The sequence below is a fragment of the Janthinobacterium sp. YR213 genome (assembly GCF_900099875.1).
GTDB lineage: Bacteria > Pseudomonadota > Gammaproteobacteria > Burkholderiales > Burkholderiaceae_D > Janthinobacterium > Janthinobacterium lividum.
In genome coordinates, this window is record NZ_FNDA01000006.1 from 109,363 (window position 1) to 134,282 (window position 24,920).

The following is a 24,920-nucleotide window of genomic DNA, read 5'->3' on the forward strand; positions in this document are numbered from 1 at the left end:
TAACAACACCTGACTCAGCCGTAGCGAGCGGAAGGGAGAGGTGGCCGAGAAGCGCAACCGTACTTTAGTACGGTGAGCATCGCAAGCCGCCTATACCGACGCGCAGTAGGCTGGGTCAGGTGTCCGCTAACAGCAACCGCCGCGCTTGCCCGCGCCGCCGTAGCGGGCTTCCTGCCGTTCGCGGAAGAACTCTTCATACGTCATCATCGGCTCGCCGGGATGGGTGACTTCCCGGTGGGCCACGTAGGTGTCGTACTCGGGCAAGCCGCACATCAGCCGCATGCTTTGCCCCAGATACCGACCCGCCTTGATGATTTCGTCTATCATCATTGCACCGTGGGCATGGCCTGGAACGGCGTTTCCTTGGTGCTCGGACGGCTGTCGGCGCGCGCCTTCATGATGGTGCGGATGCCGAAGTACAGCACGCTGACGACGACGATGACGAAGAAGGCGGCCAGGCCGGCGTCCAGGTAATCGTTGAAGATGATCTGCTGCATCTGCGCCACCGACTTGGCCGGCGCCAGCAGGGTGCCTTCATCGAGTGCCGCCGAGTATTTCTTGGCATGCGCGAGGAAGCCGACGCGCGGGTTGGCGTCGAAAATCTTTTGCCAGCCCGCCGTCAGGGTGCACAGCAGCAGCCAGATCGTCGGCGTGATGGTCACCCACGCATACTGGCCACGCTTCATCTTGAACAGCACGCAAGTGCCGAGGATCAGCGCGATGGCCGCCAGCATCTGGTTGGCGATGCCGAACAGCGGCCACAGGGTGTTGATGCCGCCCAGCGGATCGACCACGCCCTGGTACAGGAAGTAGCCCCAGGCCGCCACGCACAGGCCCGTGGCCAGCAGGTTGGCGATGACGTTTTCCGTCTGTTTCAAAGCTGGCACGAAGCTGCCCAGCAAGTCTTGCAGCATGAAGCGGCCGGCACGCGTGCCCGCATCGACGGCCGTCAGGATGAACAGCGCTTCGAACAGGATGGCGAAGTGGTACCAGAAGGCCATCATGGCCTTGCCGCCGATGGCGCCGGACAGAATCTGCGCCATGCCGACGGCCAGGGTCGGTGCGCCGCCGGCGCGCGAGATGATGCTGTGTTCGCCAACGTCCTTGGCCGTCTGCGTCAGCATGTCCGGCGTCACATAGAAGCCCCACTGCGAGATCGCCTGGGCGGCGGACTCGGCTGTCGTACCGATCAGGGCGGCCGGGCTGTTCATGGCGAAATAGATGCCCGGCTCGATGGTCGAGGCGGCCACCAGGGCCATGATGGCAACGAACGATTCCATCAGCATGGCGCCATAGCCGATGAAGCGGGCGTGGCTTTCATTTTCAATCATCTTCGGCGTGGTGCCCGAGGAAATCAAGGCGTGGAAGCCGGAGACGGCGCCGCAGGCGATGGTGATGAACAGGAAGGGGAACAGATTGCCCGACCAGACGGGGCCGGAGCCGTCGATGAACTTGGTCATGGCCGGCATTTTCAGGTACGGCGCGACGACGATGATGCCGATGGCCAGGCCCAGGATGGTGCCGATTTTGAGAAAAGTAGACAGGTAGTCGCGCGGCGCCAGCAGCAGCCACACGGGCAGCACGGAAGCGATGAAGCCGTAGCCGATCAGCATCCACGTCAGTTCCGTGCCCGTGAACGTGAACATCGGGCCCAGCACGGCGTGTTCCTGCACGTACTGGCCGCCGATGATGGCCAGCATCAGCAAGACAAAACCGATGATGGAAATTTCGCCGATGCGGCCCACGCGGATGAAGCGCGAATACACGCCCATGAACAGCGCGATGGGGATCGTCGCCATCACGGTGAAGCTGCCCCATGGGGAACCGGTCAGCGCCTTGACGACGATCAATGCCAGTACGGCCAGGATGATGACCATGATCATGAAGCAGCCCAGGAGTGCAATCATGCCGGGAATTTCGCCCAGTTCAGCCTTGATCAGGTCGCCCAGCGAGCGGCCATCGCGGCGCATGGAAATGAACAGCACGATGAAATCCTGCACGGCGCCCGCAAACACCACGCCCGCCAAGATCCACAGCATGCCGGGCAGATAGCCCATCTGCGCGGCCAGCACGGGGCCGACCAGGGGGCCTGCGCCGGCGATCGCCGCGAAATGGTGGCCGAACAGCACATATTTATTCGTCGGCACGTGGTCGAGGCCATCGTTGTGCTTGAAGGCCGGCGTCATGCGGCGCGCGTCCAGGCCCAGCACCTTGTCGGCGATGAACAGGCTGTAGAAACGGTAGGCGATCAGATACACGCAGACGGCGGCGATGACGATCCAGATCGCGCTGATCGGTTCGCCACGTTGCAGGGCGACGACGCCCAGGGACCCGGCGCCTGCCAGCGCAAGCGCTGCCCAGCCCAGTTGTTTGAAAATGCGGTTCATGCTTCCTCCAGAGATTGACGGGCGCTGTGCCGTGCGATGATGTGTGCTGCCGAGCCTGGTCGTCGCCAGTTTGGGTGTGAATTGGGTGTTTGCAGCTTATGGCGAGTATTCAGGAATCGTATAATTGCCGCAAGCGCACGACTACGCAGTAACGCTCAGTATTACTACGCAGACCGATCGCCGTGCCGCGACGTAAAATCACGCATTCCCACCAGCATCGACGCCGCCGGAGCGCCAGGTCATGAAACTCAGACAGAAAGTCATCTTCCTGGCCATCACGCCGCTGATCCTCGCCCTGTGCGCCATTGCATTTGCCGTGCGGCACCAGGCCATCACCCTGGCCGAGCAGCAGCGCGCCACCATCCAGCAGGCGTATTTGGCCAGCAAGGAAGCTGAACTCAAGCATTACGTGACCCTGGCCAGCCATTCCATCGCTTCCCTGTACCAGTCGGGGCGCAAGGATGAGGCCACGCAAGAGGAGGCCAAGCGCATCCTGTCCGCCCTCAGCTATGGCGACGACGGCTATTTCTTCATCTATGATTTGCAGGGCAAGTCGCTGATGCATCCGCGCCAGCCCGAGCTGGTGGGGCAGAATCTGTGGCAATTGCGCGACGCCGAGGGCAATCTGACCATCCAGCGCCTGATGCAGCGGGCGAAGAGCGGCGGCGGCTTCGAGCGCTACAACTGGATCAAGCCGTCGACGAACAAGTCCGCTCCCAAGCTCGGTTATGTGATCTTGATGCCGGAATGGGGCTGGATGATGGGCACCGGCATTTATATGGATGACGTGGACCAGGCGCTGGCCAAGGTTGACGCCCAGCAGTCGCGCAATATCCGCTCGACCATGGAGCTGATCGCCGCCATCGCCATCCTCGGCTCCCTGCTGGTGGCCGCCTGCGGCCTGGTGCTGAACCTGCGCGAATTGCGGGTGGCCGACGCCAAGCTGAAAGTGCTGGCGCAGCGCGTGGTGGAATCGCAGGAAGAAGAGCGGGCGCGGCTGTCGCGCGACTTGCATGACGGCATCAGCCAGTGGCTGGTGTCCATCAAGCTGCAGATCGAGGCGGGCATCGCGCGCCTGGCCGGCAATGCAGAACAGAAAGACAAGGCGCCCGCCACCTTCGAGCGGGCCGCCGAGCAACTCAACAAGGTGCTGGGCGAAGTGCGGCGCATTTCGCACAACCTGCGCCCGGCCATCCTCGACGACCTGGGCTTGGCCGCCGCGCTCGACCACCTCGTGCATGAATTTAACGACAGCAGCAGCGCGCAAGCCAGTTTCACGGCCAGCCCGGCGGCGGCGGGCGAGGGCTTGCCGGACATGGTCAATACCGTATTGTTCCGCATCGCCCAGGAAGCGCTGACCAATTGCGAGCGCCATGCCCACGCCCGCGGCGTGGAAGTGAGCTTGCACGAGGCGGGCAAGGCCGTGGAATTGCGCATCCAGGATAATGGCGGCGGCTTCGACTTCGACGGCATCGCCCTGCATCCGCAGCGCGGCATCGGCCTGCGCAATATGACGGAACGTATGGAAGCCATCGGCGGCAGCCTGCACATCACCTCGTCTGCGGCCGGTACCCTGGTGCTCGCGCGGCTCGCCTTTCCACCCTCACACTGATAAATACACATGACCGAGAAGATCAACATCCTGCTGGTGGACGACCACCCCCTCGTACGCGACGGCTTGCGCGCGCGCCTGGAAGCGGTTGCGCATTTCGACGTGGTGGCCGAGGCGGGCGGCGCCGACGAGGCGTTGCTTCAGGCGCGCGCACATCAGGTGGATCTCGTGTTGATGGATATCAATATGCGCGGCATCAACGGCATCGAAGCGACGGCGCTGTTCAAGCAGGCGTTTCCGCAGATTGCCGTGCTGATCCTGTCCATGCACGACAAGCTCGAATATGTGTCGCAAGCCATCGCCGCCGGCGCGCGCGGCTATGTGCTCAAAGATGCCCCTGGGAAAGATATCGTCTTCGCCATCGAGACGGTGATGTCTGGCGGTATTTATTACAGCGCGGCCCTGGCGCGGCAACTGTCGCGCCCGCAAGTTCACGATTCCTTCCTCACCACGCGCGAGCAGCAAGTGCTGCAGCACATCGCGGCGGGCCAGTCAAACAAGCAGATCGCCCGCGACCTGGACCTGAGCGTGCGCACGGTGGAGACGCACCGGCTGAACATCAAGCGCAAGCTCGGTATCGAAGGGCAGGCCGAATTGATCAAATATGCGGTCGAGCACGCGCACGGCGGCAGCGCCTGAGAATGCGCGCGCCGTGCCGTGTTTTTGTCAAACCCGCATGGCAGGCGGGTCTCGCGGGGGAATGTTCTTTTTGAATATTTATTGCCAAAATTAAACTGTTTCATGGGTGAGATTCGGATAGAATGATTCTCGCTGTCGAAATGGCATCCCTGTCGGGCCAGGGTTGCCAATGCTGGTCAGTTTATTTACTATGGCGCCCTACCCACACTGAGATACCGATGTCAGCGTCTGAATCAAACCTGTTTCCGTTGGTGGGATTACAAGCAGTTGCCAATGCTCATAACGAGTGGGTCGCTGTCACCTTGCATGTACCGCAGGCCTCGACGGCGCCGCTGCTGGCGGCGCTGGCCGCCGCCGATGCGTATGCCTTCCTGGCGCCGCTCGACTGCATCATTCCCCTGGCCGATCCGCATGGCGTGGACGAGGCCGTGCTGGCGCAACTGGCGCCGCAACGCACCATCTTCCGTTTGCCGGCCCATCTTGCCGGCGACAGGCAGATCCAGAAAAAATGCCAGCAATGGCGCGACGCCGGCTACCGCCTCATCCTCGATGGCGCCGATGCCGGTCCCGTGGCGGCGGCGCAAGTCGACGCGCGCGCGCTGAGCTTTGACGCGGCCGGCGCGCGCCCGGCCCTGCACCAGTTACTGCCCTTGCCGGGGCCGCACCTGGCCTACAACATCGCCGACGCGGAGCAGCTTGCTGTCTTGCAAGGACTCGGCGTGAGCTGGTTTGCCGGCGACTACGCCCTGCACCATGCGCGCCAGCAAAGCGAGCCGGAGGACGCCACGTCGCGGCGCCGCCTGCTGGCGCTGCTGGGTTTACTGGCCCGCGATGCCGACGCGCACGAACTGGAAGTGCCGCTCAAGCAAGATCCATCGCTCAGCTATCATTTATTGAAACTGGTCAATTCAGCCGCCTTCGGCTTCACGGCGCCGATTACCAGCTTCAGCCAGGCCATCACCCTGCTGGGCCGGCGCCAGCTGCAGCGCTGGCTGCAACTGCTGCTGTATGCGCGGCAACAGGACGATGGCAAGATCCACGCGCTGCTGCCGCTGGCGGCCGTGCGCGCGGCGCAGATGGAAGCGCTGTGCCAGCTGCGCGGCGGCGACCGCGACGCGCAGGACCTGGCCTTCATGGCGGGCGTGTTTTCGCTGCTCGACGTCCTGCTGGGCATGCCGATGCAGGAAATCATCGCCACCCTGAATCTGGCGCCGGAAGTGAGTGCCGCCTTGCTCGAACGCAATGGCGAACTGGGCACCTTGCTGGCGCTGGTCGAAAGCGCCGCGCCGCCGCCCGAGGGCTTGCGCCGCGCCGGCATCGATGGAGAAACCTATTGGCGCAGCCTGCTGCAGGCCTACCAATGGGCCATCCAGGTCAGCCGGAACCTCTAGCATGACCCTGTTTCCGGTGTCGGATTTCCTAGGTGACAGCGCCGCCCTGTGCGATGCCGTCGTGCGTTTGCGCGGCCCTGCGCTGGTGGCCGAGCTGGGCCGTATTGCCAGCGCCGTGATGGCCAGCCCGCATGGCCGCTTCCTGCCTGCGGCCAGCATGGACGCCGCTGCGCCGGTCGCGCTGTTTCCCGACGATACGCCCGCCTTGCTGCAGGAAATCAGTTTCGACGGCCACTGCTTCGGCCATTACAGCGTGGCGGGGCGCCCGCTGTATAACGACGCCGACCGCCGCCACCTGGCCAGCCTGGCATCGTTGACGGCCGGCGTCTTGCAAGTGCATTCGCTGGCGCAACGCTCGACCCATGCTTACGCGCAAGTCGAAGCCTTGCTGGCGCAGCAGACGCAAATCCTCGATCAGTTGCACGAATCCGTGCTGACGATGGACTTGACGGGCTACATCACCAGCTGGAACAAGGGTGCCGAGCGCCTGTTCGGCTACACCTCGGTGGAAGCCGTGGGGCGCAACATCCTGTTCCTGTACGACGACGAAGACACGGGTTTCCACGACGCCTTCCTGGAGCAGGGAGGGCGCCTGATGGAGGTGCGCCGCCGAAAGAAGTCGGGCGAGATCTTCTGGGCCAGCCTGTCCTTGTCGCCGCTGCAAGACCTGGACGACAAGCCCATCGGACTCATCGCCTATCTGACGGACATCACGGAGCGCAAGCTGGCCGAAGAGCGCCTGCACCACCTGGCCTATTACGACCCCCTGACCAGCCTGCCTAACCGTACCTTGCTGGCCAAGCTGGTCGACCAGGCCCTCAGCGTGGCGCAGCGCAGCAAGATGCTCGGCTGCGTGCTGTTCATCGACTTGAACCGTTTTAAACTGATCAACGATACTCTGGGCCGGCGCATCGGCGACGAACTGCTGCGGCAAGTCTCGCTGCGTTTCCGCCACGCCTTGCGCGACCAGGACCTGGTGGCGCGCCTGGGCGGCGACGAGTTCGCCGTCGGCCTGTTCGACATCGGCCAGCATTTCGAGGCCAGCATGGTGGCGCAAAAGCTGCTGGCCTCGCTGGTGGAACCGTTTTTGATCGAAGGCCACGACTTGCGCGTGGGCGCCAGCATCGGCATCAGCGTGTATCCGCAAGACGGGCAGGACGCGGAGACCCTGCTGCGCCTGGCCGATATCGCCATGTACCGGGCCAAACAGGACAGCGGCGGCGAAGCGGAAAGCGTGGCCTTCTACAGCCAGGACATGAACCTGGGCATGCAGGCGCGCATGCGGCTGGAAACAGGCTTGCGCCAGGCCCTGTCTGAGCAGCAACTGCTGCTGCACTACCAGCCAAAGTATGCCTTGGCCAGCGGGCGCATCATCGGCGCCGAAGCCCTGGTGCGCTGGCACCACCCGCAGCACGGCATGATCCCGCCCGCCGAGTTTATTCCTTTGGCCGAATCGACGGGGCTGGTGGTGCAAGTGGGCGAATGGGTGCTGGAAGCGGCCTGCGCCCAGGCGCAAGCGTGGAAACTGGCCGGCCTGCCGCCGATCCGCCTGGCCGTCAACGTGTCCGCACGCGAATTCACGGCAGCCCTGCCCGCCAGGGTGGCCGCGACCCTGGCCCGCTACGGCCTGGAAGCGGCCTGGCTGGAGCTGGAAATCACGGAAAGCACCCTGATGCACAACATCGAGAGGGTCATCGGCATCATGGACCGCATCACGGCGCTGGGCGTGGCCCTGTCGCTGGACGATTTCGGCACTGGTTACTCAAGCTTGTCCTACCTCAAGCGTTTCCCCATCGACACATTAAAGATCGACCGCTCGTTCACCACCGGCATTCCGACAGATGCCAGCGACTGCGCCATCGCCAGCACCATCATCAGCATCGCCCAGCAGCTGCACCATAAAGTCATCGCGGAAGGCGTGGAAACGGCGGAGCAGCTGGCCTTCCTGAAGAGTTCTGGCTGCGACGAAGTGCAGGGCTATCTGTTCTCGCGGCCGTTGCCGGCGGGGGAGTTCGAGAAGGCGCTGCGGAAAAACTGGGGCGTGTAAGGCAGGCGTGTCCGCTGTTTCCTGTCTCGGAAAACGCCGTGACGGTACTAGCCATTGGTAAGCCACGGACCTTTATGTATAATGCTGCCATCTGGAAGCGTGGCCGAGTGGTTGAAGGCACTAGTCTTGAAAACTAGCGACGGGTTAAACTGTTCGTGAGTTCGAATCTCACCGCTTCCGCCAAGTACATAAAAAATTCGTGAGTATACTCAACCTATATTCCACCGAATTTCATTGAAAATCAACGACTTAGCTTGATTTTCATCCCTCCGAGTCACAGATTCGGAACCATCCAAAAACCATCCCACAGAATCACGCGTAGGCTGAAATGTAGGTATCATGCGGTTTTTCTCAAACCCGTACCTACAGGATTCCGCATGGCCATCAACACGCTTACCGATGCAGACTGCCGCCGCGCAACGCCGAACGACGGCAAGCTGCGCAAGCTCTTCGATGGCCACGGCCTGATGCTGGCCGTCCTGCCAAGCGGAAACAAGGTTTGGCGCATGGCCTATCGTAACGACGAGGGCAAGCAGCAAACTGCCGTCATCGGCCCGTATCCCCTGATCGGCCTCAAGGAAGCACGCGAGCGCCGCGACGTTTTGCGGTTGAAACTGATCGACGGCGACGACCTCAAGCCCAAGCGCAAGACAAGCAGCCCATCCATTGCACTTGATGCCGCCATCGATACCTACTGGGCCGGGCGCACGGACATCAGCGCCGGCTACAAGGCAAATGCATTGCGCGCGCTGGCCATGTACATCTCGCCGACGCTGGGCGCGAAAACCGTGCGTGAAATTACCAAGGAAGACTTGATGGCCGCGCTGCGCCCGATGGATGCCGCCGGCCTGTCCGTCTACGTCCGGCGCGTGCGCATGTGGGTGGGCCAGGTGCTCGACTGGTCCATCCAGCATGGCCACTGCGAAGAGAACCCCGCATCGAACATCAATTCGAAGGTCGCTTTTTCCCGCAAACCGCGCGAAGGCTTCGCCGCCCTGGCATTGGCCGAGGTGCATCCGTTCATGGAGCGCCTGGACCTGGAAGATGAAATTCAGTCCGTGCTGGCCTGCAAGCTGCTGGCGTTGACGTGGACGCGCACTGACGAGCTGCGGCGCATGACCTGGGCGGAAGTGGAGGGGGATGTCTGGCGGATACCGGGCAAGCGCATGAAGAAGGGGCGCGAGCACCTGGTGCCGCTGTCTTCCCAGGCGCTGGACCTGCTGGCGGAAATGAAGCTGCGTTCGCGGGGCAGCAACTACGTTTTCCCGAACGACCGGGGCGGTAGCCGCCCCATGAGTGAAAACGCGATTCTCTACCTCATTCACCGTATCGGCTTCAAGGGCAAGATGACCGGCCACGGCTGGCGCAAGGTCGGTTCCACCTGGGCCAACGAGCACGAGTACAACTCGGACCACGTCGAGGTGCAGCTCGCGCACAAGGACGGCGGCGTGCGCGGAGTTTACAACTCGGCAGAATACCTGAAGCAGCGCCGCGTGATGCTTCAGGCCTTCGCTGACTGGCTGTTAAAGCAGCCTGATCCCAGCGGATTGGAGCGTTGAAAGGCGCCATCCCAGCGTGCGCTGGGTTATGGCAACGTCCGCCGGCGGCAGCTTGTTCTCCTTCACCCATCTGCGCAGCGTCTCCGAAGTCACGCCCAGCATTTTGTATAAGTCCTGGCGGTAAATAATTCGGTCTTCGTTCATTATTTGATTCCTTTCGTGGTGGGGTTTTTCTTGCGTTGGGCTGGTTCTGTATGGCCGGCTTTGCTTTGCACCGCCAAGGCGAAGGCTTCGGCCTCCGTGTGGTGCGGTACTTCGACGCCAGGCTTGCGGTAGTCGCGCAGCCGGCAGAATTCTTTGTATTGGTCCATTTTTCACTTTCCGTTGAGGAATAGACTGTTCATGCGGGCACCATGCAGCGTCGCGCCAGGGAGACCAGCCAATGCGCCAGCTCGGCGGGCGTGTGCTCGCGTTCTGCCTTGCCGCATTCCGGCCGCCAGCCTGGATCGCCTTTTCGGCGCCGCTCGCCGGCGCGGTTGCGGCCGGACGGGGCAATCACATGCGAGGCATCGCCCAGGACGATGGGCATGGCCGGTATTTGAGCTGGCGCACAGCCGACGATGTACAGCAAGGTGGCCTTTTCCGCGCGGTGACCAAACGAGCTTTGGAAAATCGGCAACGTCCAGCCGCCAAATTTGTCCCGCTCGCCGATCGCTGGCAGGTTGCAGTGTGGCCAGAGGGTCGAGCGCTTCGGGTGCTCGAGCACGCCGCCGAACTTGCGGACTTGGGCGACGGCCCACACCGCGAGTTCCTTTTCGTCCGGGCGCGGCTTGGCCAGATGGCGCAGCGTGCCCCAGGAGCGGCAAGGCGGATGCGCCACCACCGGCACGCCACCTGGCCAGGCGCGGGCGTCGCGCTCCGCGTCCCAGGCGTCCACCGCCGGCATGGTCTTGTAGATCGAATTGGCGCGCACGAACAAGGCCGCCACGGCAGGTAATGAGCGTTCCGCTGTCATGCTGGGCACCCGACAGGCGCGGCTGCTTTCTTGACCGCTTCGATGGCGCCCAGCGGAACGGCGCGGAAGCAGCCCGCCCACTGGTGGTCCAGCTCCACCCACGCATGCAGCTCGCCATTGCCCACGTCGCGGCGCAGGTCGTTGACGGTGCCGGCCTGGTAGCCTTCATCGGTGTCGAATGTCACGCGGTCGCCCAGGGCGACTTGCCGCGGTGAATTGGTCGAGGTGGTTAGCATTGCGGTTTTCCTTTCAATTTGGCAGAAACGCCGCACACGCCGTAGCGGTCGATGGCGTCCAGGATCACGTCGCCGCAGCAAGCGGCAATCGCGGCATAGTCAAAGCGTTCGGTTTGCGTGCGAACGATCACGGCATAGGTGCTCATGTGCCACTTCCTTCTTGGGGTGGGTTGTCGGGAACGATCAGCCGGGGATACGGGCAGGCGTTGACGGCCGCCCAGGCTGCAATCAGCGCTGTTTTTGCCTCGTCGGGCAGGTCAGGCACGGGCGCCGCTGGCGGCGTGGCCGGGGCAGGGCGGTCGGGGTGCGTACAGTTATTTACACGAGTCCGAGGAACGGCAACCCCAACAGCCACCGCGCGAGCGCCTGTGGCCTGTACCGGCGTCCACGTATGGCGCACGGACTTGAAGACCACGCCGATGAGGTCGCTGCAGCGCACGCCGTAGGGCGTGGTGCGCAGCGTTTCGCCATAGCGGCCGATGACGGTCTTTTCGTCCTTGGCCAGCGTGACGACCAGTTCCTTGCGCGGCACCAGGGCGCCGCCCTGGGCGCGCAGGTATTCGGCCCAGCAGGCGCGCTTTTCGCCGTCGATCTTTTGCACGGCGTCCCAGGCGCGGCGCATGGCGGCCGGCGCTTCATTGAGCATGCTTTCCTCGATGCGGCGCAGTTCGCGCCAGACGGTGACGGGCGCGCCGCCCCATTGCTGGAATTGACGGATGCCCCAGCAAGCGGCCCAGGACTCGACGCGTGCCGATGGCGTCAGCTCGACATCGCCTTCGGTGTCGGCCGTAACGACATAGCCTTCTTTCGTCTTGTGCTCGGCCAGGCCATCGATGTTCTTGGCCACGTACTTGGCGATGTAGCCGGCGGCGCTGCCTCTGTCCCAGTCGATGCGCTTTACGTCCAGGCGGCGCGCGAAGGCGCCCGGTTCGCCACGGTCCACGCGCCAGGCGTAGCGCTTCATGATGCGAATGGCGCGGCCGGCCACGTCCTGCAGGTGGGCCGTCTTGTATTTCGCTGTCGGGCGCACGAACAGCAGCAGATGCCAATGCGGGCAGCCGTCGTGATGCGGCTCGGCGATGCGGAAGCCGTACAGACCGATGCCACGGCGCGCCAGCGCGGAGCGGCACAGCGAGGTCATCTTGCCCAGGTAGGCGTTGGCCTCGCGCGGCGTGGAGCCGTCGAACTTGTCGTTTGGCTTGCCGTTGTGCTGCATTGCGTGGAAGCGCGATGGGCACGTCCAGGTGACAAAGATGCCTTGGTCGCCGCACTCGCGGGCGATCTGCTCAAAGCCGTTGATGCGCAACATCAGCTCGCCGCGCCGGATGGCCTTGTTTGCCGTCGTTTTCTCGGCCAGCTCGGCGATGCTGAATTCCTGGCCGTTCTCGTTTTGCACCAAGGTGGCGGCCAGCGCTGCCGCGTTCCGGCGGTTTTGCGCCAGGCGCGATAGCACGGCGTCATTGCTGGCGTAGGGTTCGCCGCGATAGTTCACATAGCCCAGGCGGATATTGCCCGCTTCGAAGGCGCGCTTGACGCGCTTGCGCAGTTGGCGGCGCCACCAGCGGGCGTCCACCAGGCGGGCGATGGTGTCGGTCAGCGCGTCGAACTCGGGCAGCTCGATGCCATACGAGGCGCATTCGTCTTCCATGATCTGCAGGGCGTGCGTGTCGGACACGGCCATCCACAGCATTTTGGTCACGCCGGCCGCTGCGCGTTCAGCGGTGGTCACGATGTCGGCGTCGCTTTGCGACAAGTCGACGCCTGCCGGCACGTATTGTTCGGCGAACTCGCGGACAAAGCCGGTGGCGATGGATTCGTAGACCTTGTACCAGGACGACCAGGCCATCTTGGCCATGGCGGCCGTGATGACGCGGTTGCGCCATTTGAACGGGATGCGGGCCAGCTCGGGCGCGAACTGGGCGGATCGCAAGAAGGCTTCGTGACGCTGGGCGTCAGGCAGCAGGATTTGTTTAGATTGCATTCAACAGTCTTTCGTACACACGGATGGCGGCGCTTGTGGCGGCGCGCAGTTCGATGCGTTCTTCTTCGGTAAAGGAGTGGATGGGCGATTCCCAGCGGTCGGCGTCCAGGCCGGCGGCGATCAACACGGAACGGCGCGCGCCGCGTGGCGACAATCCCCAGGCTTGGGCCATGAAGGGCGCCAGGTTGCGCGGTTTGATGCTGCGTAGCTGGGCCTTGGCTTCGGCGATGGCGGCCAGCGCATGCCCGGCGCCTGGTGGCGTCGGCATGTCCTTGTCGCGCGCGGCCAGAATCTCGGCGGCAGGCTGGAAGGACAGGTGATTGTCGATAAGGGACGCCGGCATGGTTCAGTCCTTGATGGCGCCGATGGCCCGCAGCACGCCGGGGGCAATGACAATCAGGAGCGTCAGCAGCCAGATGCCGCAGGTTTTGGCCAGGCGCAGCATCAGCGTGCCCCTGGCTTGAGAAATTGCTCTGCCCAGTACGGGAGCGTGTGCGATGCGCCGCAGCAGTGCCGGGAACCCGCTTCATTGGCGAAAATGTAGTTCAACTCGATGGGCAGCTTGCCGACCAGGGCGCGCTGCTTGGCTGGCGCGAAAAAGCCGTCACGCTGCAGTGCCTGCGCATCGCTGACGATGAAGGTCAGATTGGCAGCGCCGTAGGCGTGATAGGTCTTGGCAATCTCATGGATGCGGGCGGACAGCGCCGCAATGCCGATGCCCGCGCTGGCTTGCAGAAGAAAACACGTTGGTGCCACGGGGACAATGCAATTTTGCAGGGTCGGGCGGATCGTGCTTGATGCCATGGATTTGTCGGCATCACTGGTGGCGTGCAGCGTGTTTTCCATCGGTTTTCCTTATTTCAGGTTGAACGAATCCCGCACGCTCAAAAGGGAGCGCTGCAGGGCACAGCAAAAGAGGGGAGTAACGGCGGCCGGGTTACGGCGGCGCGAGGATCGGGATAATCATCAGCAGCCCGTAGTCAGGTCCAGGGCCAGCTGGCTGGTGGCCGCCGCGCGCGCATGCTGGGACATCGGGATGCGGATATCCGGCTTGGGCATGGCGGACAGCGAGAGGGTGCGCAGCACTTCCAGGCCTGCCACGAAGGAATGTCCGCAGTCGGGGTTTTGGCACATGTAGGTGATTTCCTTGAACATGGCGGACATCGTGCGGCTCTTGACGGCGCGGACGGTGTATTCGCAATGCGGGCAGGGCAGGCCGATGACTCTCATTTCAGCTTTCTTTCCACTTGGTACAGGGCGCGACCGCGACCTGTCATGTTTTTCGACTGTATGCGTAGGCGCGACTTGACGAGCCATTCAGCCGCCTGATCGATACTTGCCAGCCCCTGGCGTTGGCGCACGAGTTCCAGCACCGCGCGCTCTTCGTCATTGAGGTGAATTTGATGGTCTGGCATTTTCTGTAACTTTAGAGTTGCTCAAAAGTGACTCGGTTTAAACGCTGCGACGCTGTACGCTGTCGATGGTGGCGTCATCCAAGGCGATCACGGCCAGGGCTTCACGCATCACGATTTGGCGTACCAGCACCGCAAGCTCTTCGCCCTGGTAGTTGGCGATCGAGGAAACGAGCTGGTGCTCGTAATCGTCCAGGCGCAGCATGACGCGGTGGCTGCGGATACGTTTTGCATCGGGGTACATGACGTTGTCCTTAGTGGGTGGGTTTGGATGCGAGTTCGCGCTTGTAGTCGGCTAGGCCGCGCAGGATCAAGAGGCGCAAGAGCCATGCACGTGACCGCTGTTGAGCTGCGGCAAGAGTTTCGATTTCCTTTACCTCGTCGGGGGCCAGACGAACGCCAAGCGGCTGGGAAGTGACGCCTTTGGTAATGCGTCCGACTTTTGACAAATTATTCATAATGTTATGATCTGTAATCGCTACGGAATGGCGTAAATATATCACTCATTTGAGTGATTTGGAAAGGTATTTGTATTCAAATGAAGTATTTTTTTGATCGTCTCAAGGAAGAACGGAAGCGCCTCGGCCTCAATCAGGACGAGTTTGCTGCCCTTGGTGGGGTAAAAAAGGGGGCCCAGTTCAACTATGAAAACGGCTCCCGTACGCCAGATTCTGACTATTTGGCGGCCGTTGCTGCGGCCGGAGTAGATGTGTTGTATTTGCTGACAGGAGAACATGCGCTGTCAGCGTTGCCTGCGGACGAGCATGAACTGTTGACCGGCTATCGAAGTATGGACGTTCGCGGGAAAGCGGGCGTACTTGGGATGCTTAGCGGCATGAGCTCGCCAACGATCCCGGCATCCCAAGCAGGGAATGCTCCACACGTTGAAACCCATGGCAAGATTGGGCAAAATTTCGTGGGGAACATCATTGGGCCACAGACTTTTAATGTGGCCGGCAGCGGACGAAAAAAGGAAAAATAGTCTGCAAATGATTGATCTTCTTATGCTTATTGTAATTGCTGCTTGTCTGCTCTGCATAATTTTCAGCGGCATGAACCATCGGAGGCGAGCGCTGGAGTCGGGCGAGTCATGTGGGTCCCTTTGGTATCACATCCGACAATGCATATCTGACGATAAGAGAAGAAAAGTGTCATGGATAAAAGCGCAGATTGCCACGCCGAAAATAGCGCCTTTGGCTAGCGAGGGCACTCCCCAAGTCAAGCCGGTCGAAGTTGAGATACAGGCTGCGCAAGTTCCGTCTCGTACCAAGAAAAAAACGAAGAGGGAGTTTCGAGGGGAAGCAGCGGATGTTGACGAAATTCAGTTTTCGTATCCAAATCGCGAGGGACCTGGCTATGCACCTCGACACGTCTCGGTATGGGCAGTCGATGAGGATTATTTGGAAGGTTATTGCCATGCAAGGCAGGGAAAACGAACTTTTTCTTTGCGGCGCATTCGTGGCGAGGTGACTTCGCTAAGGACAGGAGAAATTCAACGTATCGGGAGGTGGGCGAGTGCAATGCGCCTCCTTCCCAATAACGGAGTCGTTACTGCTGGTGCTTCTGATCGTGCGGTTGGCATCAACGGCTATCTAATAGATAAATCCAATCGAAAGCAATGGCAGACAGCGGCATATTTTGTGGGTTTTCGTGATGCCAAACGCTGTGAATTGGAGTCAATGGCGAGGGCGGCGGGTTGGCAGGTACGCAGCGGGTTTAGTACTTCGTTGGATGTTTTGATCGCTGGTCCACTGGTTGGGCGTGTGCAATTGAGCAAAGCTAACTCGATGGGGATTGATTCTCTATCGGAATCCAATTTTAGAAAACGTATTGAGGAAGACTGACAGCTGTGCCAAAGAGTAGCCATTTACCTTAGTGTTACAATGCGTGATTTTTCTCTCTGTGTAAATCGTTATACTCATGGGGTAATTGGGGTCACAAGCCACTATTCATAGGTGTTGTAAGTGGTTAAGCTTGGCGTTAATCAAACAGTTGGTGGGTTTTAGATTTTCAGATGCATTGTGGCCAACAACTGGCTGAAATATGTAAGTGTCATGTTGAGGTTATAGGCGCTTGCGTGCTAGCATCAAGAAATTTGTATGTCGCCCTTAATTTTTTGCATTTTATACAGAATACTAGACACCCCATGAGGTGTACTTTAAATGGGCAGAACAAACATATAAACAGTTAGCGTGCTTTTCCCAATTTTCTGCCCTTTCACTCTGTACTTTCCCTCCTCCTTTTAACCTGGCTTCTCGGCCGCCTTCATTTTTCACGTCATCTCAAACCCGAAATTTTGCATCTGGTGTAAAAGATGGATTTTATTTTATTCGTAGCGGGACAAGACATTGTTTTTAATTAATTGACTATAAAATTTAGAGGAGTTTCTTCTTGGCATCAATTGACATCGAACAGAATAAGCCAGAATGTTTAGGTTGGCTCAAAGCTCAGAGGCGGTACTACGCGCAGGCAAAATCTGTGCAGACTGCATATCTTGTGATTGCATTAGCACTTCCGATATTTGGACTATGTGCTGCATCATTCTTTTCTGAGGATAGACTAATAACAGTAAAAGCCACTGTTGCTTACGTTTCAATATTATTACTTCTCGCCGAAGTTGGGATATTAAGTGGATTGCAGCGCGACCTGACAAAAAAAGCAGCGAAGATTCAAGAGCTATTTGACACGAAGGTGTTGTGTATTCCTTGGAGTAAATTCGTGGTCGGAACCAAGATCGACACTGAAGATATTAAAATTATATCGATGGACGAATTTTCCGAAGAAGATAAAAAGAAATTTACCGACTGGTACGAACCAACGGCAGGGACCCTGCCAATTGAATTAGGACGGCTCATCTGCCAGCGAACCAACATCACTTATGACATGCGGGTACGTAGGCTTTACGCCCGCGGACTATTGGCATTCGTAATCGTATTGTTTGTTATTCTTTCATTGATTGGGCTTTACGAAGGCAGCAAGTTTAGCGACCTTCTCCTAACGCTTTTTTTACCATTTTTACCACTCGCTTCGTTCGTTCTTAAAGATTACCGAAAACACATTGATGCTATCGAAGGGCTTACAAATCTTAAAGGAGAGGTTGAGAAGCTGTGGGCAAATGCACTAGAAAACCCCACTTCAAAGGAGCTAACGAACCAATCGCGGGATTTGCAGGATGCTATTTATCGAAATAGAACTAGCAATCCGCTCATTTATGATTGGGTATATAAAATGCTTCGAAACAAGAATGAAATGGTTGCATATACTGGGGCTAAATATTATGTGGCCCAAGCGCAGGAAGCTCTTAACGCCGGAGGCGCCCAGTGAAGCTGCACAACCACTTCAAAACATTTCTTGATGACTTTGTCAACCTTAACAGAACACGGCTGACTCTTCTTGAGAATAGTGTCGACGCCGTTAAAATTGCTGTACGTGAACTTGAATGGGGTCCCAAAGTCACTGGTTTTGCTATCCAAGGCTCTTGGGCCCATCAAACCATTATCAAGCCTCAGAAAGGTAAACCTTTCGATGCCGATATTCTTGTTTTCGTTGAGCCGGTGCAAGACTGGGCCGCGAAGGACTACGTTAATACACTTGCTACTGCACTTGCTAACCATCCGTTGTACAAGGACAAGATCCGTCGTTTTTCGCATTGCGCCACTATCGAATATGTTGGTGATCGCAAGATTGACATCGCACCATGTGTTGTTGGTCGTCAGTACGCCGGTCGCTATGAGGTGTGTAATCGAATAACTGATGATTTTGAACATTCGGAACCTATTGGGTACACGGAATGGGTCAACAACCGCAACGGCATCGCTGGGGGGAATGACCTTAAAAAAGTTACGCGCCTAATCAAGTATTTGCGCGATATCAAGAAAAACTTCGCCGTCCCTTCCTTCATCTTGACTACATTGTTGGGTGATCGAATCTATGATTCGGATCGTTATGTCAACACGTTTCCCGACCTTACTACTACTCTGAAAGTCCTTTTTGGCCGGCTCGATGACTGGCTGCAAGCTCACCCCCAGGTTCCACAGATTTCGAATCCTGTATTGTTGAGCGAGGATCAGGCTGAAAATTGGAACTCGACAAAATACGCGAACTTTCGCGAAAAGGTAAATCTATATCGGGGTTGGATTGATGATGCGTATGAGGAAGAAGATCTCGAAGAGAGTATTGCCAAATGGCGGCGAGTTTTTGGTGAAAATTTTGCTGCTTCGGCGGTAAGGCAAGCAGCCGAGAAGGTTAGCGAAAGCGTTGCCGCCAGCGGAACAGCTCTTGAACACTATGGCCGTGTAAAAGACCTCGTAACTATGGTGAAGGAGCAAGGTGTTCGGGCAATTCCGCAAAGCTTGATCAAGTTACCGCATGTGAATAGGTCAAAGTGGCGCCACGCGCAAGAGATGGTGACGGTTCGAGTTATAGGTGCGTTGTGCTCAGAGGAACATGGTCCCAAGCTTCGGACATTGGAATCCGGCGAAGTTCTCAAGCCTGGTAGCTGGATAAATTTTGATGCTGTCAACCACTTAGGCATTCAATTTTCCACTGACATGTATAAGGTTCGATGGCGAGTGACGAATACAGATAAAGTCGCAGCGGATGCAAATGCATTGCGGGGAGAGTTCTACCTTCCCGAAATTGGTACGTCACGCCGAGAGAAAACTGAGTATAGAGGTGTACATTTCGTTGAAGCGTTTCTTGTGCGTAGGCGGGACTCTAAGCTTGCAGGTAAGTCGATCCCTTTTTACGTTGTCATTGAATAATATGTGAGAGAGTTGAAGCAATACCAGACTTGTTGGCGATGCTGAGGTCTGCAGCAGTCACAATAGTTTCTGGCTTATAGGTTGACACTTGGCATCGCTGCAACGCTTCCATTTGGTTTGAGGTGGAAGCAGCCGCTTGGAGAAAGTAGCTGGCACAGGTTCATGCCGCATCTGCGCCAGCTACCGCTTGCGAAGGTTTCCAGGGTTCTTCGCTGTTTTCACGAATAATATCCCGCACTTCCTCGATATGCCTCCACGCATGCAGCGCCGCACGCTTGGCGGACTGCTTGCTCTTGTAAGTATGCTCCAGCATCTTGAGCGTGCCCGTGGCGCCGGCCTGCTCCTGCCCCGCCTTTTTCTTCTTCGCCGCCACATCCTTCCACTTGGCCACCACGCCCGTGATGCCTTCGTCCGGGTCTTTCTCTTCCTCGCGCTCGGCCTCCACCGCTTCGGTTTTCGTTTCAAACTCCACGCGCGTTGTAAAACCGTTGCCGCCCAAGCTGTGCGTGACCTTGACCGATAGCCAGTCGGTGGCGTCGATCTCGGGCTTGAAGCCTGTCACCGTCACAGGCGATTGGGGGAACACGGCAGGATTGCCCATGGCCAGGCTCATTTCAAAGGTGGCCAGGCCGCGCAGGATGCGCTGCCATTCGGCCACGGCCGCCGCGCGCGCGTCCGTTTCGTTGGCGAAAGTGGTGCGCAGGCGCTTGCTGTTGCCGGGCACGCCGGCTACAACGCTGCGGCGCCGCGCGTAGCGCTCGTCGTGCCAGAAGGCGCGCACGCCCGTGTAGGCGTCGCTTTCGGCGCTGTGGTAGCGGTGGCCGTCGCCCAGGGCGCGCGTGATGGGAATGACGGGCAGCGCCTTACCGCTGGCGGTGCGGCTCTGGTTGATGGGGATGAAGAGCAGGGTGTCGTTCTTGACGGTGGCCACCGCATCGTATTTCCTGCCCAGCCGGCGCAGGAAGGCCGCATCGCTTTCGTGGGTCTGGTCGATGTGCTCGACGGCGGTATCGCGCAGACGCGCGGACACGCCCGACGCCAGCTCGTTGCGAAAGGCAATCGCTTCGATGATGGCGCCCAGGGTGGTCTTGTGGAAGCTGTGTTCTTGCTGCTGCTTGAAGGTGTCGATCAGGTTGGCCGACCTGGCGCGCAAGGTGATGGTGTCGGGCGCGCCGCTGTGCTCCACCTCGTCCACGGTGAACTTGCCCATGTCCACCAGGCCGGTGGCTTGCCAGCCCAGCGCCAGGGCGATCTGCGCACCGCGCGGCGGCAGGGCCAGCTTGCCGTCGCTGTCATCGAGAGAGATATCGAGCTGGTCGCTCTCGTCGCCACGGCACAGGGTCAAGGTGAGATTGATCAGCCGCGGCGAGACGATGGCCGTCAAATCCTTGTCCTCGATGCTGACCTTGAAGGCGGGGATATGCTCGCTCATTTGAACTTGTCCGCCGCGCTGCCGATGGCGCCGCTGATGCTGCCGCCGATCTTGTCTTTCATCTCGCTGACCACGCCGCCGTATTTCGACGTGATGCCGCCGACCACATTGCCTACCACGCTGCCCACGGCATTCTTGGCCGCGCCCGCGATGCTGCTGGTCATGCCGTCGATACTGAGCATGTTTTTCAGGTCGCCGATATCGCCCAGGCCGACCATGGCCATCACGCCGTCGTCGTCGCGCTTGAGCGCAATCGAGAACTCGACGCGGCGCGCGCCGCCGCTGCCGTCGAGGATGGTGCGCCCCTCGGTCATGCTGGTGATGCGGTACGAGCCGAGAATGCGGCCCGTGCCCTGGATCAGAATCCACGATTTACCGGTGTCGGCCATCATGCGCAGCGCATCGAGCGAATACAGGGAGCCGGTCAGCTCCGGCGCCACCCAGCCCGACAGAGTGATGGTGTCGTCGCCTGGCCCCACGTACTGGTGCGCGTCGCGCAGGCCCACGCGGGCCGTGCTGGCGTGCTTCCATTCCGTTTGCCGCTGCAGCTCGTGATAGGCCAGGGTAGGCAGACTGAACACGAACATTCCTAAAATCATCATCATGGTGGTTGTTCCTTCTTAATCGTGGTCGCGCAGGGACGAACGGATGCGCGCCGCCTTTTCGCGGTCGCGCTGTTCCATGGCCGCATACACGGCGCGGGCGATGGCCTGCGGATCGGAACCTGCTTGCGCCTGGATCGTGATTTCGATCTTGTCGCCTTGAATCGTCACGCCGGCACCGAACCCGCCTTGTGAAAGCGGGGCGCGCGTATCGAAGGCGCTGGCGGGTAATGCCGTGGCCGTGCCGATGGCGATGCCGGCGCCCAATTGCGTCAGGCGCTGCGCCAGGCCGGAAACCTTGGCAATCGGCGCGCCCTCGCTGCGGTCCAGGCCCACGGCCAGCCCCTGCATGGTGTAGTCGCCGAGCTGGGCGAAGACGCGGCTCGGGCTGTGGATGCCCAGCTTTTCCTTGAACCAGGCAATGGTGCTGGAACCGGCATTGCTGATGGCGTCCTTGACGGCGCCCATGGAACCGGTGATGCCGTTGACCAGCCCGCGCAGGATGTTGGCGCCGAATTCGGTGAACTGGGCCGGCAGTTCGATGCCGAACCAGCTCATGACACCCGCGAACGCTTGGTAAAACACGCCCACGGGCGACCAGTTGATAATCAGGGCCGTGATACTGCCCATGCCGCCGGCACAGACCGTGCGCAGGCGCGACCAGATGTCGGCAAAGAAGGCGGAAATAGGCGCCCAAGATGCGGTGATGCGCTGCAGGATGCTGGCGCCGAAGTCGGTGAACTGGGCCGGCAGTGCGATACCGAACCAGCCCAACACGCCCGCGAAGGCGCGATAGAAGAGGCCCAGCGGCGACCAGTTGACGATCAGGGCGCTGACGCCGCCAATGCCGCCGGCAAACGCCGTCTTGACGTCCGACCACAGGCCACCAAAGAAACCCTTGATCGGCTCCCAGTATTTATAGATCAGGAAGGCGGCGCCGGCGATGACCGTGATGGCAATGCCAATCGGGTTGAGCATGAGTGCGCGGCCCAGCCACAGCACGGCACGGCCCGCCCACATGAAGGCGCCGCCCAGGTTGCGCAAAATGGGCGTGAGCACGCCGCCCGTCACTCCCATCTTGGCGAACATGACGTGCAGCATGGCGTACGGGCCGATCAGGGCGGCAATGCCCAGCATCAGCGGGCCGAGCACCAGCAGCAATCCCGCCAGCACGGCAAAGCCGGCGATCATGACCTTGGCCACGGTCGGGTTGCGCTCCATGAAGGCATTCAGGCGTGTAATGGCATTGATGGCCATTTCCAGTCCCTGCGCATACAGCGGCAGGATTTTCTCGCCCATGGTCAGTTTCAGGTTGGCCAGCCTGGCCGTCGCTTCCAGTTCGGCGCCGCCGGCCTGCTGCTTGCCCAGGTCATAAATCTGCTCGATGTCGTACGCGCCTGCGTTCAGCTTGGCATTCTTGTGCATCTGGATGCGCTGCCGGAACATGTCCAAAAACTGATTGCCGGCCGTGCGGTTTGAAAACAAACTGCCGATGGTGTCCTCAATTTGCTTGGGATCGGTAATGCCTTTCTTTTCCAGTTGTGGCAACAGCACCTGCTCCAGCCACTCAAACTGGCTGCGTCGGAAAATGTCACTGCCCAGCAGGGCGCCAGGGCCAAGGGTGGCACTTTGCGCCACTTTGTCGTGCTTGACCTGACCTCGATCTTTAATCAGCCCCAGTTTTTCCATGTTGCTGACGGCGCGTTTCGTGGTGCGCCCCTGGTACAAGTTCGTATAGCCGGACATCAGGGCCGTGCCGGCACGGTGGCCGCCGACTTCCTGCACCAGCGGTTCCATCTGGTAATAGAACTGCTTGTCGTCCATGATCTTGGCGGCGATGCCGCCCGTCTTGATGAAGTTCAGCCATTCCGTCGGGCCCACGCGTCCGCCCGTGGCCGTGATGACCTTTTGCATCATGTTCGCCTGGTCGTGGAATTTCTCCGAACTGGCCGTGCCGCCGCGCTGTTCGATGACTTTGAGCAAGTCCATGAAGATGCGCTCGTTCTCTTCGCCAGATTCCTTGCCGAAGAATGCCTTGTTGGCAAACTTCATCTTGGCCAGGGTGGGCGCGACCATTTCCGCGTGGTGCAGGTCGCCAAAGATCGACATTGCGTCGCGCACCAGTTCCAGGTTTTCGTTCTGGCTGGTGCCGTAGGTCTTCATGTTCTTGGCGAAGGTGATCGCCTGCTGGCTGGTTTCCGGCCCCAGGCCCAGGGCATTCACGCGGGCCTTTTCCAGCTGGTAGTGCTTCGCCTCGTGCAGCCCCTTGGCGATAGGCATTGCCATGACCGCGCCGGCTGCTGTCGCGCCCGCGCCGGCCATGGCAATGTTGCCCGCCTTGTTGCGCAGCTTGTCCGCATGCTGGGTGGCATTGGTGACGCGCTGCTGCTTGGCGGCCGCGTTGGCCAGCTTCTGCTGCTGCAGCGTCATGGTTTTGTTGGTGGCCTCGATTTCGCGGCGCAAGGTCCGCTCGTGGTTGGCCAGGTCTTTGGTGCCGATGCCGGCGCCCGCCAGGCGCTCGCGCATGACCTGCAGTTGTTGGGCCTGCTGTTGGCCGGCGATCTTCAAGGCGCCGGCCGCTTTGGTCGCGGCGTTAAATTCGCGCGTCATGGCGCGCGTGGGCGCCTCCGTCTGTTTCATCTTGGTGGCCAGGCTGGCGACCTTCTGCTGGGCCGCCTCCAGCTTGGTGCGGGTGGCGTCCAGGCCGCCGTGCAGTTCGCGGAACTTGCTGATGTTTTTCTGCTGGGCATTCAGATCGCGCAAGCGGTCGCTGGTGGCCTTCAAGGCCTTGGCCGTCTCGCTCGAGCCGCCCATGATTTTTTTCAGCGGGCCGGTAATCTTGTCCAGCGCCGCAAATACCACCTGTAATTTCAGATCCCGACCAGCCATCTATTCCGCTCCGCTTCGCTGCCTGGCGCGCTCGCGCCAGGCCATCAGTTCATCAATCGTAAAGCCGTCCATCGCTGCCGGCGTCCAGTGGAAGACGCCGGCAATGTCGGCCATGGCGTCTTCTACTTCGCCGGGGATACCGAAAGGCGATCGGCTTTGCTCACCAAAAAAGCGCCCACCTCCGCGCCTACGCTCAGCAGGTCTGCCGGGTCCATGTTGGCGACGTCATGCGCGGTCAGGGTTGGCTCGGTGATACGCGGCAGCACCACTTGCAGTGCGGTGACGCTCAGGTTGGCCAGATCGATCAGGGACACGCCGCGCAGGGCGCCCGCCTTGGGCTTGCGCACGGTCAGCGAGGTGATGAAGCTGTCGCCGCGCTTGATTGGTTCGTCCAGCTCGATGACTGCTTGGTTTTGGGTATCGTTGTTCATGGTGTGTTCCTTGTTGTGGAGTGTTTAGAAAAGGGGGTTACAGGCCGATGGCCTTGCGGATGGCGGCGTTGGTGTCGCCGCCGCCGAAGTTCTCGGTACCGCTCATGAAGTCCAGTTCGATGACGGTGGCGCCGTCGATCATCAGCTTGTAATAGCTGCACGCCATGGTGTATTTGTGGGTGGTGTCGTCGCCCATCTTGGCCGCGCCCATATCGATTTCCTTGTAACGGCCGCGCACGACCACCTCCACGGCGGCGACCGTGCCATCATCGTCTTCCTGGTAGGCGCCGGCAAAGCGCAGTTGCACGGCGCCGTGCGTGTGCGCGCCGTACTGTTTCAGCGCTTCGGCGATCAGCCCGCCAGCGCTCCATTCCAGCGACAGCGCCTCGTTGCCGAAGTCCACGGACACGGGGCCGCTCATGCCGCCGGCGCGGTACTCTTCCATCTTGCGACTGAGTTTCGGCAAGGTGACTTCGGGCACCATGCCCATGAAGGACACGCCGTTCTGGAACAGGTTGAAGTTTTTCAGTTTGCGGGGCAGGCCCATAATTTTTCCAGTATTTCAATGTGCCCGCGCAGGCGCG

Annotated in this window: 27 protein-coding genes and 1 tRNA gene; 10 read left to right on the forward strand and 18 right to left on the reverse strand. The window is 60.0% G+C overall.

Annotated elements, in window-relative coordinates; genetic code table 11:
- Positions 1–126: 126 nt before the first annotated feature.
- Positions 127–327 (reverse strand): YbdD/YjiX family protein, encoded by a 201-nt coding sequence (locus BLT98_RS24165; RefSeq protein ID WP_010396213.1) that lies wholly within the window; start codon positions 325–327, stop codon positions 127–129.
- Positions 327–2,387, reverse strand: coding sequence for a carbon starvation CstA family protein (locus BLT98_RS24170; RefSeq protein ID WP_092612233.1), 2,061 nt, complete (start codon positions 2,385–2,387; stop codon positions 327–329). Before BLT98_RS24170 ends, BLT98_RS24165 begins: the two co-directional genes overlap by 1 nt.
- Positions 2,388–2,628: 241 nt before the next feature.
- Between BLT98_RS24170 and BLT98_RS24175 the strand changes: the two genes are divergently transcribed.
- The 6 genes from BLT98_RS24175 (at position 2,629) to BLT98_RS24200 (ending at position 9,635) form a co-directional block, all read left to right on the forward strand.
- Positions 2,629–3,999 carry a cache domain-containing protein gene (locus tag BLT98_RS24175; protein WP_092612236.1) on the forward strand — a complete coding sequence of 457 codons (1,371 nt, stop codon included), beginning with the start codon at positions 2,629–2,631 and terminating at the stop codon, positions 3,997–3,999.
- Positions 4,000–4,008: 9 nt separating this feature from the next.
- Positions 4,009–4,638: a response regulator transcription factor gene (locus BLT98_RS24180; RefSeq protein ID WP_070278050.1), complete on the forward strand. Its 630-nt coding sequence runs from the start codon at positions 4,009–4,011 to the stop codon at positions 4,636–4,638.
- Positions 4,639–4,940: 302 nt separating this feature from the next.
- A complete protein-coding gene (locus BLT98_RS24185) occupies positions 4,941–6,029 on the forward strand; it encodes an EAL and HDOD domain-containing protein (protein WP_348272746.1) in 1,089 nt (362 codons plus the stop codon).
- Position 6,030: 1 nt separating this feature from the next.
- On the forward strand, positions 6,031–8,076 hold the full coding sequence (locus tag BLT98_RS24190; RefSeq protein WP_092612242.1) for a putative bifunctional diguanylate cyclase/phosphodiesterase: 2,046 nt from the start codon (positions 6,031–6,033) through the stop codon (positions 8,074–8,076).
- 93 nt (positions 8,077–8,169) lie between these two features.
- Positions 8,170–8,259 (forward strand) — tRNA-Ser (locus tag BLT98_RS24195).
- Between the two features lie 194 nt (positions 8,260–8,453).
- Complete coding sequence (locus tag BLT98_RS24200) at positions 8,454–9,635, forward strand: tyrosine-type recombinase/integrase (RefSeq protein ID WP_092612245.1); 1,182 nt, start codon at positions 8,454–8,456, stop codon at positions 9,633–9,635.
- A 143-nt stretch (positions 9,636–9,778) separates the two neighbouring features.
- Here the strand turns inward: BLT98_RS24200 and BLT98_RS29280 are convergent, their stop codons facing one another.
- The 10 genes from BLT98_RS29280 to BLT98_RS24240 form a co-directional block, all read right to left on the reverse strand.
- Positions 9,779–9,946: a hypothetical protein gene (locus tag BLT98_RS29280; protein WP_170846481.1), complete on the reverse strand. Its 168-nt coding sequence runs from the start codon at positions 9,944–9,946 to the stop codon at positions 9,779–9,781.
- A 29-nt stretch (positions 9,947–9,975) separates the two neighbouring features.
- Positions 9,976–10,590 (reverse strand): hypothetical protein, encoded by a 615-nt coding sequence (locus tag BLT98_RS24205; protein ID WP_211615101.1) that lies wholly within the window; start codon positions 10,588–10,590, stop codon positions 9,976–9,978.
- On the reverse strand, positions 10,587–10,826 hold the full coding sequence (locus BLT98_RS24210) for a hypothetical protein (protein ID WP_092612248.1): 240 nt from the start codon (positions 10,824–10,826) through the stop codon (positions 10,587–10,589). The genes BLT98_RS24205 and BLT98_RS24210 overlap by 4 nt, the downstream gene beginning before the upstream one ends.
- Positions 10,820–10,972, reverse strand: coding sequence for a hypothetical protein (locus tag BLT98_RS29285; RefSeq protein WP_170846482.1), 153 nt, complete (start codon positions 10,970–10,972; stop codon positions 10,820–10,822). The genes BLT98_RS24210 and BLT98_RS29285 overlap by 7 nt, the downstream gene beginning before the upstream one ends.
- Positions 10,969–12,807, reverse strand: a complete 1,839-nt coding sequence (locus tag BLT98_RS24215; protein WP_092612251.1) for a replication endonuclease — start codon at positions 12,805–12,807, stop codon at positions 10,969–10,971. The genes BLT98_RS29285 and BLT98_RS24215 overlap by 4 nt, the downstream gene beginning before the upstream one ends.
- Positions 12,797–13,150, reverse strand: coding sequence for a hypothetical protein (locus BLT98_RS29610; protein WP_035820917.1), 354 nt, complete (start codon positions 13,148–13,150; stop codon positions 12,797–12,799). The genes BLT98_RS24215 and BLT98_RS29610 overlap by 11 nt, the downstream gene beginning before the upstream one ends.
- Positions 13,151–13,251: 101 nt before the next feature.
- Complete coding sequence (locus BLT98_RS24225) at positions 13,252–13,653, reverse strand: hypothetical protein (protein ID WP_092612254.1); 402 nt, start codon at positions 13,651–13,653, stop codon at positions 13,252–13,254.
- Between the two features lie 120 nt (positions 13,654–13,773).
- Complete coding sequence (locus tag BLT98_RS24230; RefSeq protein ID WP_092612257.1) at positions 13,774–14,037, reverse strand: Ogr/Delta-like zinc finger protein; 264 nt, start codon at positions 14,035–14,037, stop codon at positions 13,774–13,776.
- Positions 14,034–14,222, reverse strand: a complete 189-nt coding sequence (locus tag BLT98_RS24235; protein ID WP_035825591.1) for a hypothetical protein — start codon at positions 14,220–14,222, stop codon at positions 14,034–14,036. The genes BLT98_RS24230 and BLT98_RS24235 overlap by 4 nt, the downstream gene beginning before the upstream one ends.
- A 37-nt stretch (positions 14,223–14,259) precedes the next feature.
- Positions 14,260–14,463, reverse strand: a complete 204-nt coding sequence (locus BLT98_RS24240) for a hypothetical protein (protein WP_035820909.1) — start codon at positions 14,461–14,463, stop codon at positions 14,260–14,262.
- A 294-nt stretch (positions 14,464–14,757) separates the two neighbouring features.
- On the opposite strand from BLT98_RS24240, the gene BLT98_RS24250 reads away from it, so the two are divergent.
- The 4 genes from BLT98_RS24250 (at position 14,758) to BLT98_RS24260 (ending at position 18,982) form a co-directional block, all read left to right on the forward strand.
- Positions 14,758–15,201 carry a helix-turn-helix domain-containing protein gene (locus tag BLT98_RS24250; RefSeq protein ID WP_092612264.1) on the forward strand — a complete coding sequence of 148 codons (444 nt, stop codon included), beginning with the start codon at positions 14,758–14,760 and terminating at the stop codon, positions 15,199–15,201.
- A 7-nt stretch (positions 15,202–15,208) separates the two neighbouring features.
- Entirely contained in the window at positions 15,209–16,063 is an 855-nt protein-coding gene (locus BLT98_RS28945) for a BRCT domain-containing protein (RefSeq protein WP_139179361.1), read from the forward strand.
- Positions 16,064–16,610: 547 nt separating this feature from the next.
- Entirely contained in the window at positions 16,611–17,543 is a 933-nt protein-coding gene (locus BLT98_RS24255; protein ID WP_139179362.1) for an S-4TM family putative pore-forming effector, read from the forward strand.
- The gene (locus BLT98_RS24260; RefSeq protein ID WP_092612270.1) at positions 17,540–18,982 is read left to right on the forward strand and encodes an SMODS domain-containing nucleotidyltransferase; all 1,443 of its coding nucleotides are present in this window, start codon (positions 17,540–17,542) and stop codon (positions 18,980–18,982) included. Before BLT98_RS24255 ends, BLT98_RS24260 begins: the two co-directional genes overlap by 4 nt.
- 160 nt (positions 18,983–19,142) lie before the next feature.
- Here the strand turns inward: BLT98_RS24260 and BLT98_RS24265 are convergent, their stop codons facing one another.
- Genes BLT98_RS24265 through BLT98_RS24290 form a run of 6 tightly spaced genes read right to left on the reverse strand, consistent with a single transcriptional unit; the run spans position 19,143 to position 24,883 of the window.
- Entirely contained in the window at positions 19,143–20,414 is a 1,272-nt protein-coding gene (locus BLT98_RS24265; RefSeq protein ID WP_092612272.1) for a phage late control D family protein, read from the reverse strand.
- Positions 20,411–21,019: a phage tail protein gene (locus tag BLT98_RS24270; RefSeq protein WP_092612275.1), complete on the reverse strand. Its 609-nt coding sequence runs from the start codon at positions 21,017–21,019 to the stop codon at positions 20,411–20,413. Before BLT98_RS24270 ends, BLT98_RS24265 begins: the two co-directional genes overlap by 4 nt.
- Before the next feature lie 15 nt (positions 21,020–21,034).
- Positions 21,035–23,905, reverse strand: coding sequence for a phage tail protein (locus BLT98_RS24275; RefSeq protein ID WP_139179363.1), 2,871 nt, complete (start codon positions 23,903–23,905; stop codon positions 21,035–21,037).
- Positions 23,906–24,019 carry a GpE family phage tail protein gene (locus tag BLT98_RS24280; RefSeq protein ID WP_071650284.1) on the reverse strand — a complete coding sequence of 38 codons (114 nt, stop codon included), beginning with the start codon at positions 24,017–24,019 and terminating at the stop codon, positions 23,906–23,908. It abuts the gene before it with no gap.
- Between the two features lie 8 nt (positions 24,020–24,027).
- Positions 24,028–24,336: a phage tail assembly protein gene (locus BLT98_RS24285; RefSeq protein ID WP_092612281.1), complete on the reverse strand. Its 309-nt coding sequence runs from the start codon at positions 24,334–24,336 to the stop codon at positions 24,028–24,030.
- A gap of 37 nt (positions 24,337–24,373) precedes the next feature.
- Positions 24,374–24,883 (reverse strand): phage major tail tube protein, encoded by a 510-nt coding sequence (locus tag BLT98_RS24290; RefSeq protein WP_092612284.1) that lies wholly within the window; start codon positions 24,881–24,883, stop codon positions 24,374–24,376.
- Between the last annotated feature and the right edge of the window lie 37 nt (positions 24,884–24,920).

Bases quoted from the DNA above. Each gene is read 5' to 3' on its own strand.
- BLT98_RS24165 (WP_010396213.1), bottom strand. From the start codon at position 327: ATGATAGACGAAATCATCAAGGCGGGTCGGTATCTGGGGCAAAGCATG.
- BLT98_RS24170 (WP_092612233.1), bottom strand. From the start codon at position 2,387: ATGAACCGCATTTTCAAACAACTGGGCTGGGCAGCGCTTGCGCTGGCA.
- BLT98_RS24175 (WP_092612236.1), top strand. From the start codon at position 2,629: ATGAAACTCAGACAGAAAGTCATCTTCCTGGCCATCACGCCGCTGATC.
- BLT98_RS24180 (WP_070278050.1), top strand. From the start codon at position 4,009: ATGACCGAGAAGATCAACATCCTGCTGGTGGACGACCACCCCCTCGTA.
- BLT98_RS24190 (WP_092612242.1), top strand. From the start codon at position 6,031: ATGACCCTGTTTCCGGTGTCGGATTTCCTAGGTGACAGCGCCGCCCTG.
- BLT98_RS24200 (WP_092612245.1), top strand. From the start codon at position 8,454: ATGGCCATCAACACGCTTACCGATGCAGACTGCCGCCGCGCAACGCCG.
- BLT98_RS29280 (WP_170846481.1), bottom strand. From the start codon at position 9,946: ATGGACCAATACAAAGAATTCTGCCGGCTGCGCGACTACCGCAAGCCT.
- BLT98_RS24205 (WP_211615101.1), bottom strand. From the start codon at position 10,590: ATGACAGCGGAACGCTCATTACCTGCCGTGGCGGCCTTGTTCGTGCGC.
- BLT98_RS24210 (WP_092612248.1), bottom strand. From the start codon at position 10,826: ATGCTAACCACCTCGACCAATTCACCGCGGCAAGTCGCCCTGGGCGAC.
- BLT98_RS29285 (WP_170846482.1), bottom strand. From the start codon at position 10,972: ATGAGCACCTATGCCGTGATCGTTCGCACGCAAACCGAACGCTTTGAC.
- BLT98_RS24215 (WP_092612251.1), bottom strand. From the start codon at position 12,807: ATGCAATCTAAACAAATCCTGCTGCCTGACGCCCAGCGTCACGAAGCC.
- BLT98_RS29610 (WP_035820917.1), bottom strand. From the start codon at position 13,150: ATGCCGGCGTCCCTTATCGACAATCACCTGTCCTTCCAGCCTGCCGCC.
- BLT98_RS24225 (WP_092612254.1), bottom strand. From the start codon at position 13,653: ATGGAAAACACGCTGCACGCCACCAGTGATGCCGACAAATCCATGGCA.
- BLT98_RS24230 (WP_092612257.1), bottom strand. From the start codon at position 14,037: ATGAGAGTCATCGGCCTGCCCTGCCCGCATTGCGAATACACCGTCCGC.
- BLT98_RS24235 (WP_035825591.1), bottom strand. From the start codon at position 14,222: ATGCCAGACCATCAAATTCACCTCAATGACGAAGAGCGCGCGGTGCTG.
- BLT98_RS24240 (WP_035820909.1), bottom strand. From the start codon at position 14,463: ATGTACCCCGATGCAAAACGTATCCGCAGCCACCGCGTCATGCTGCGC.
- BLT98_RS24250 (WP_092612264.1), top strand. From the start codon at position 14,758: ATGAAGTATTTTTTTGATCGTCTCAAGGAAGAACGGAAGCGCCTCGGC.
- BLT98_RS28945 (WP_139179361.1), top strand. From the start codon at position 15,209: ATGATTGATCTTCTTATGCTTATTGTAATTGCTGCTTGTCTGCTCTGC.
- BLT98_RS24265 (WP_092612272.1), bottom strand. From the start codon at position 20,414: ATGAGCGAGCATATCCCCGCCTTCAAGGTCAGCATCGAGGACAAGGAT.
- BLT98_RS24270 (WP_092612275.1), bottom strand. From the start codon at position 21,019: ATGATGATGATTTTAGGAATGTTCGTGTTCAGTCTGCCTACCCTGGCC.
- BLT98_RS24275 (WP_139179363.1), bottom strand. From the start codon at position 23,905: ATGGCTGGTCGGGATCTGAAATTACAGGTGGTATTTGCGGCGCTGGAC.
- BLT98_RS24280 (WP_071650284.1), bottom strand. From the start codon at position 24,019: ATGGCCGACATTGCCGGCGTCTTCCACTGGACGCCGGCAGCGATGGAC.
- BLT98_RS24285 (WP_092612281.1), bottom strand. From the start codon at position 24,336: ATGAACAACGATACCCAAAACCAAGCAGTCATCGAGCTGGACGAACCA.
- BLT98_RS24290 (WP_092612284.1), bottom strand. From the start codon at position 24,883: ATGGGCCTGCCCCGCAAACTGAAAAACTTCAACCTGTTCCAGAACGGC.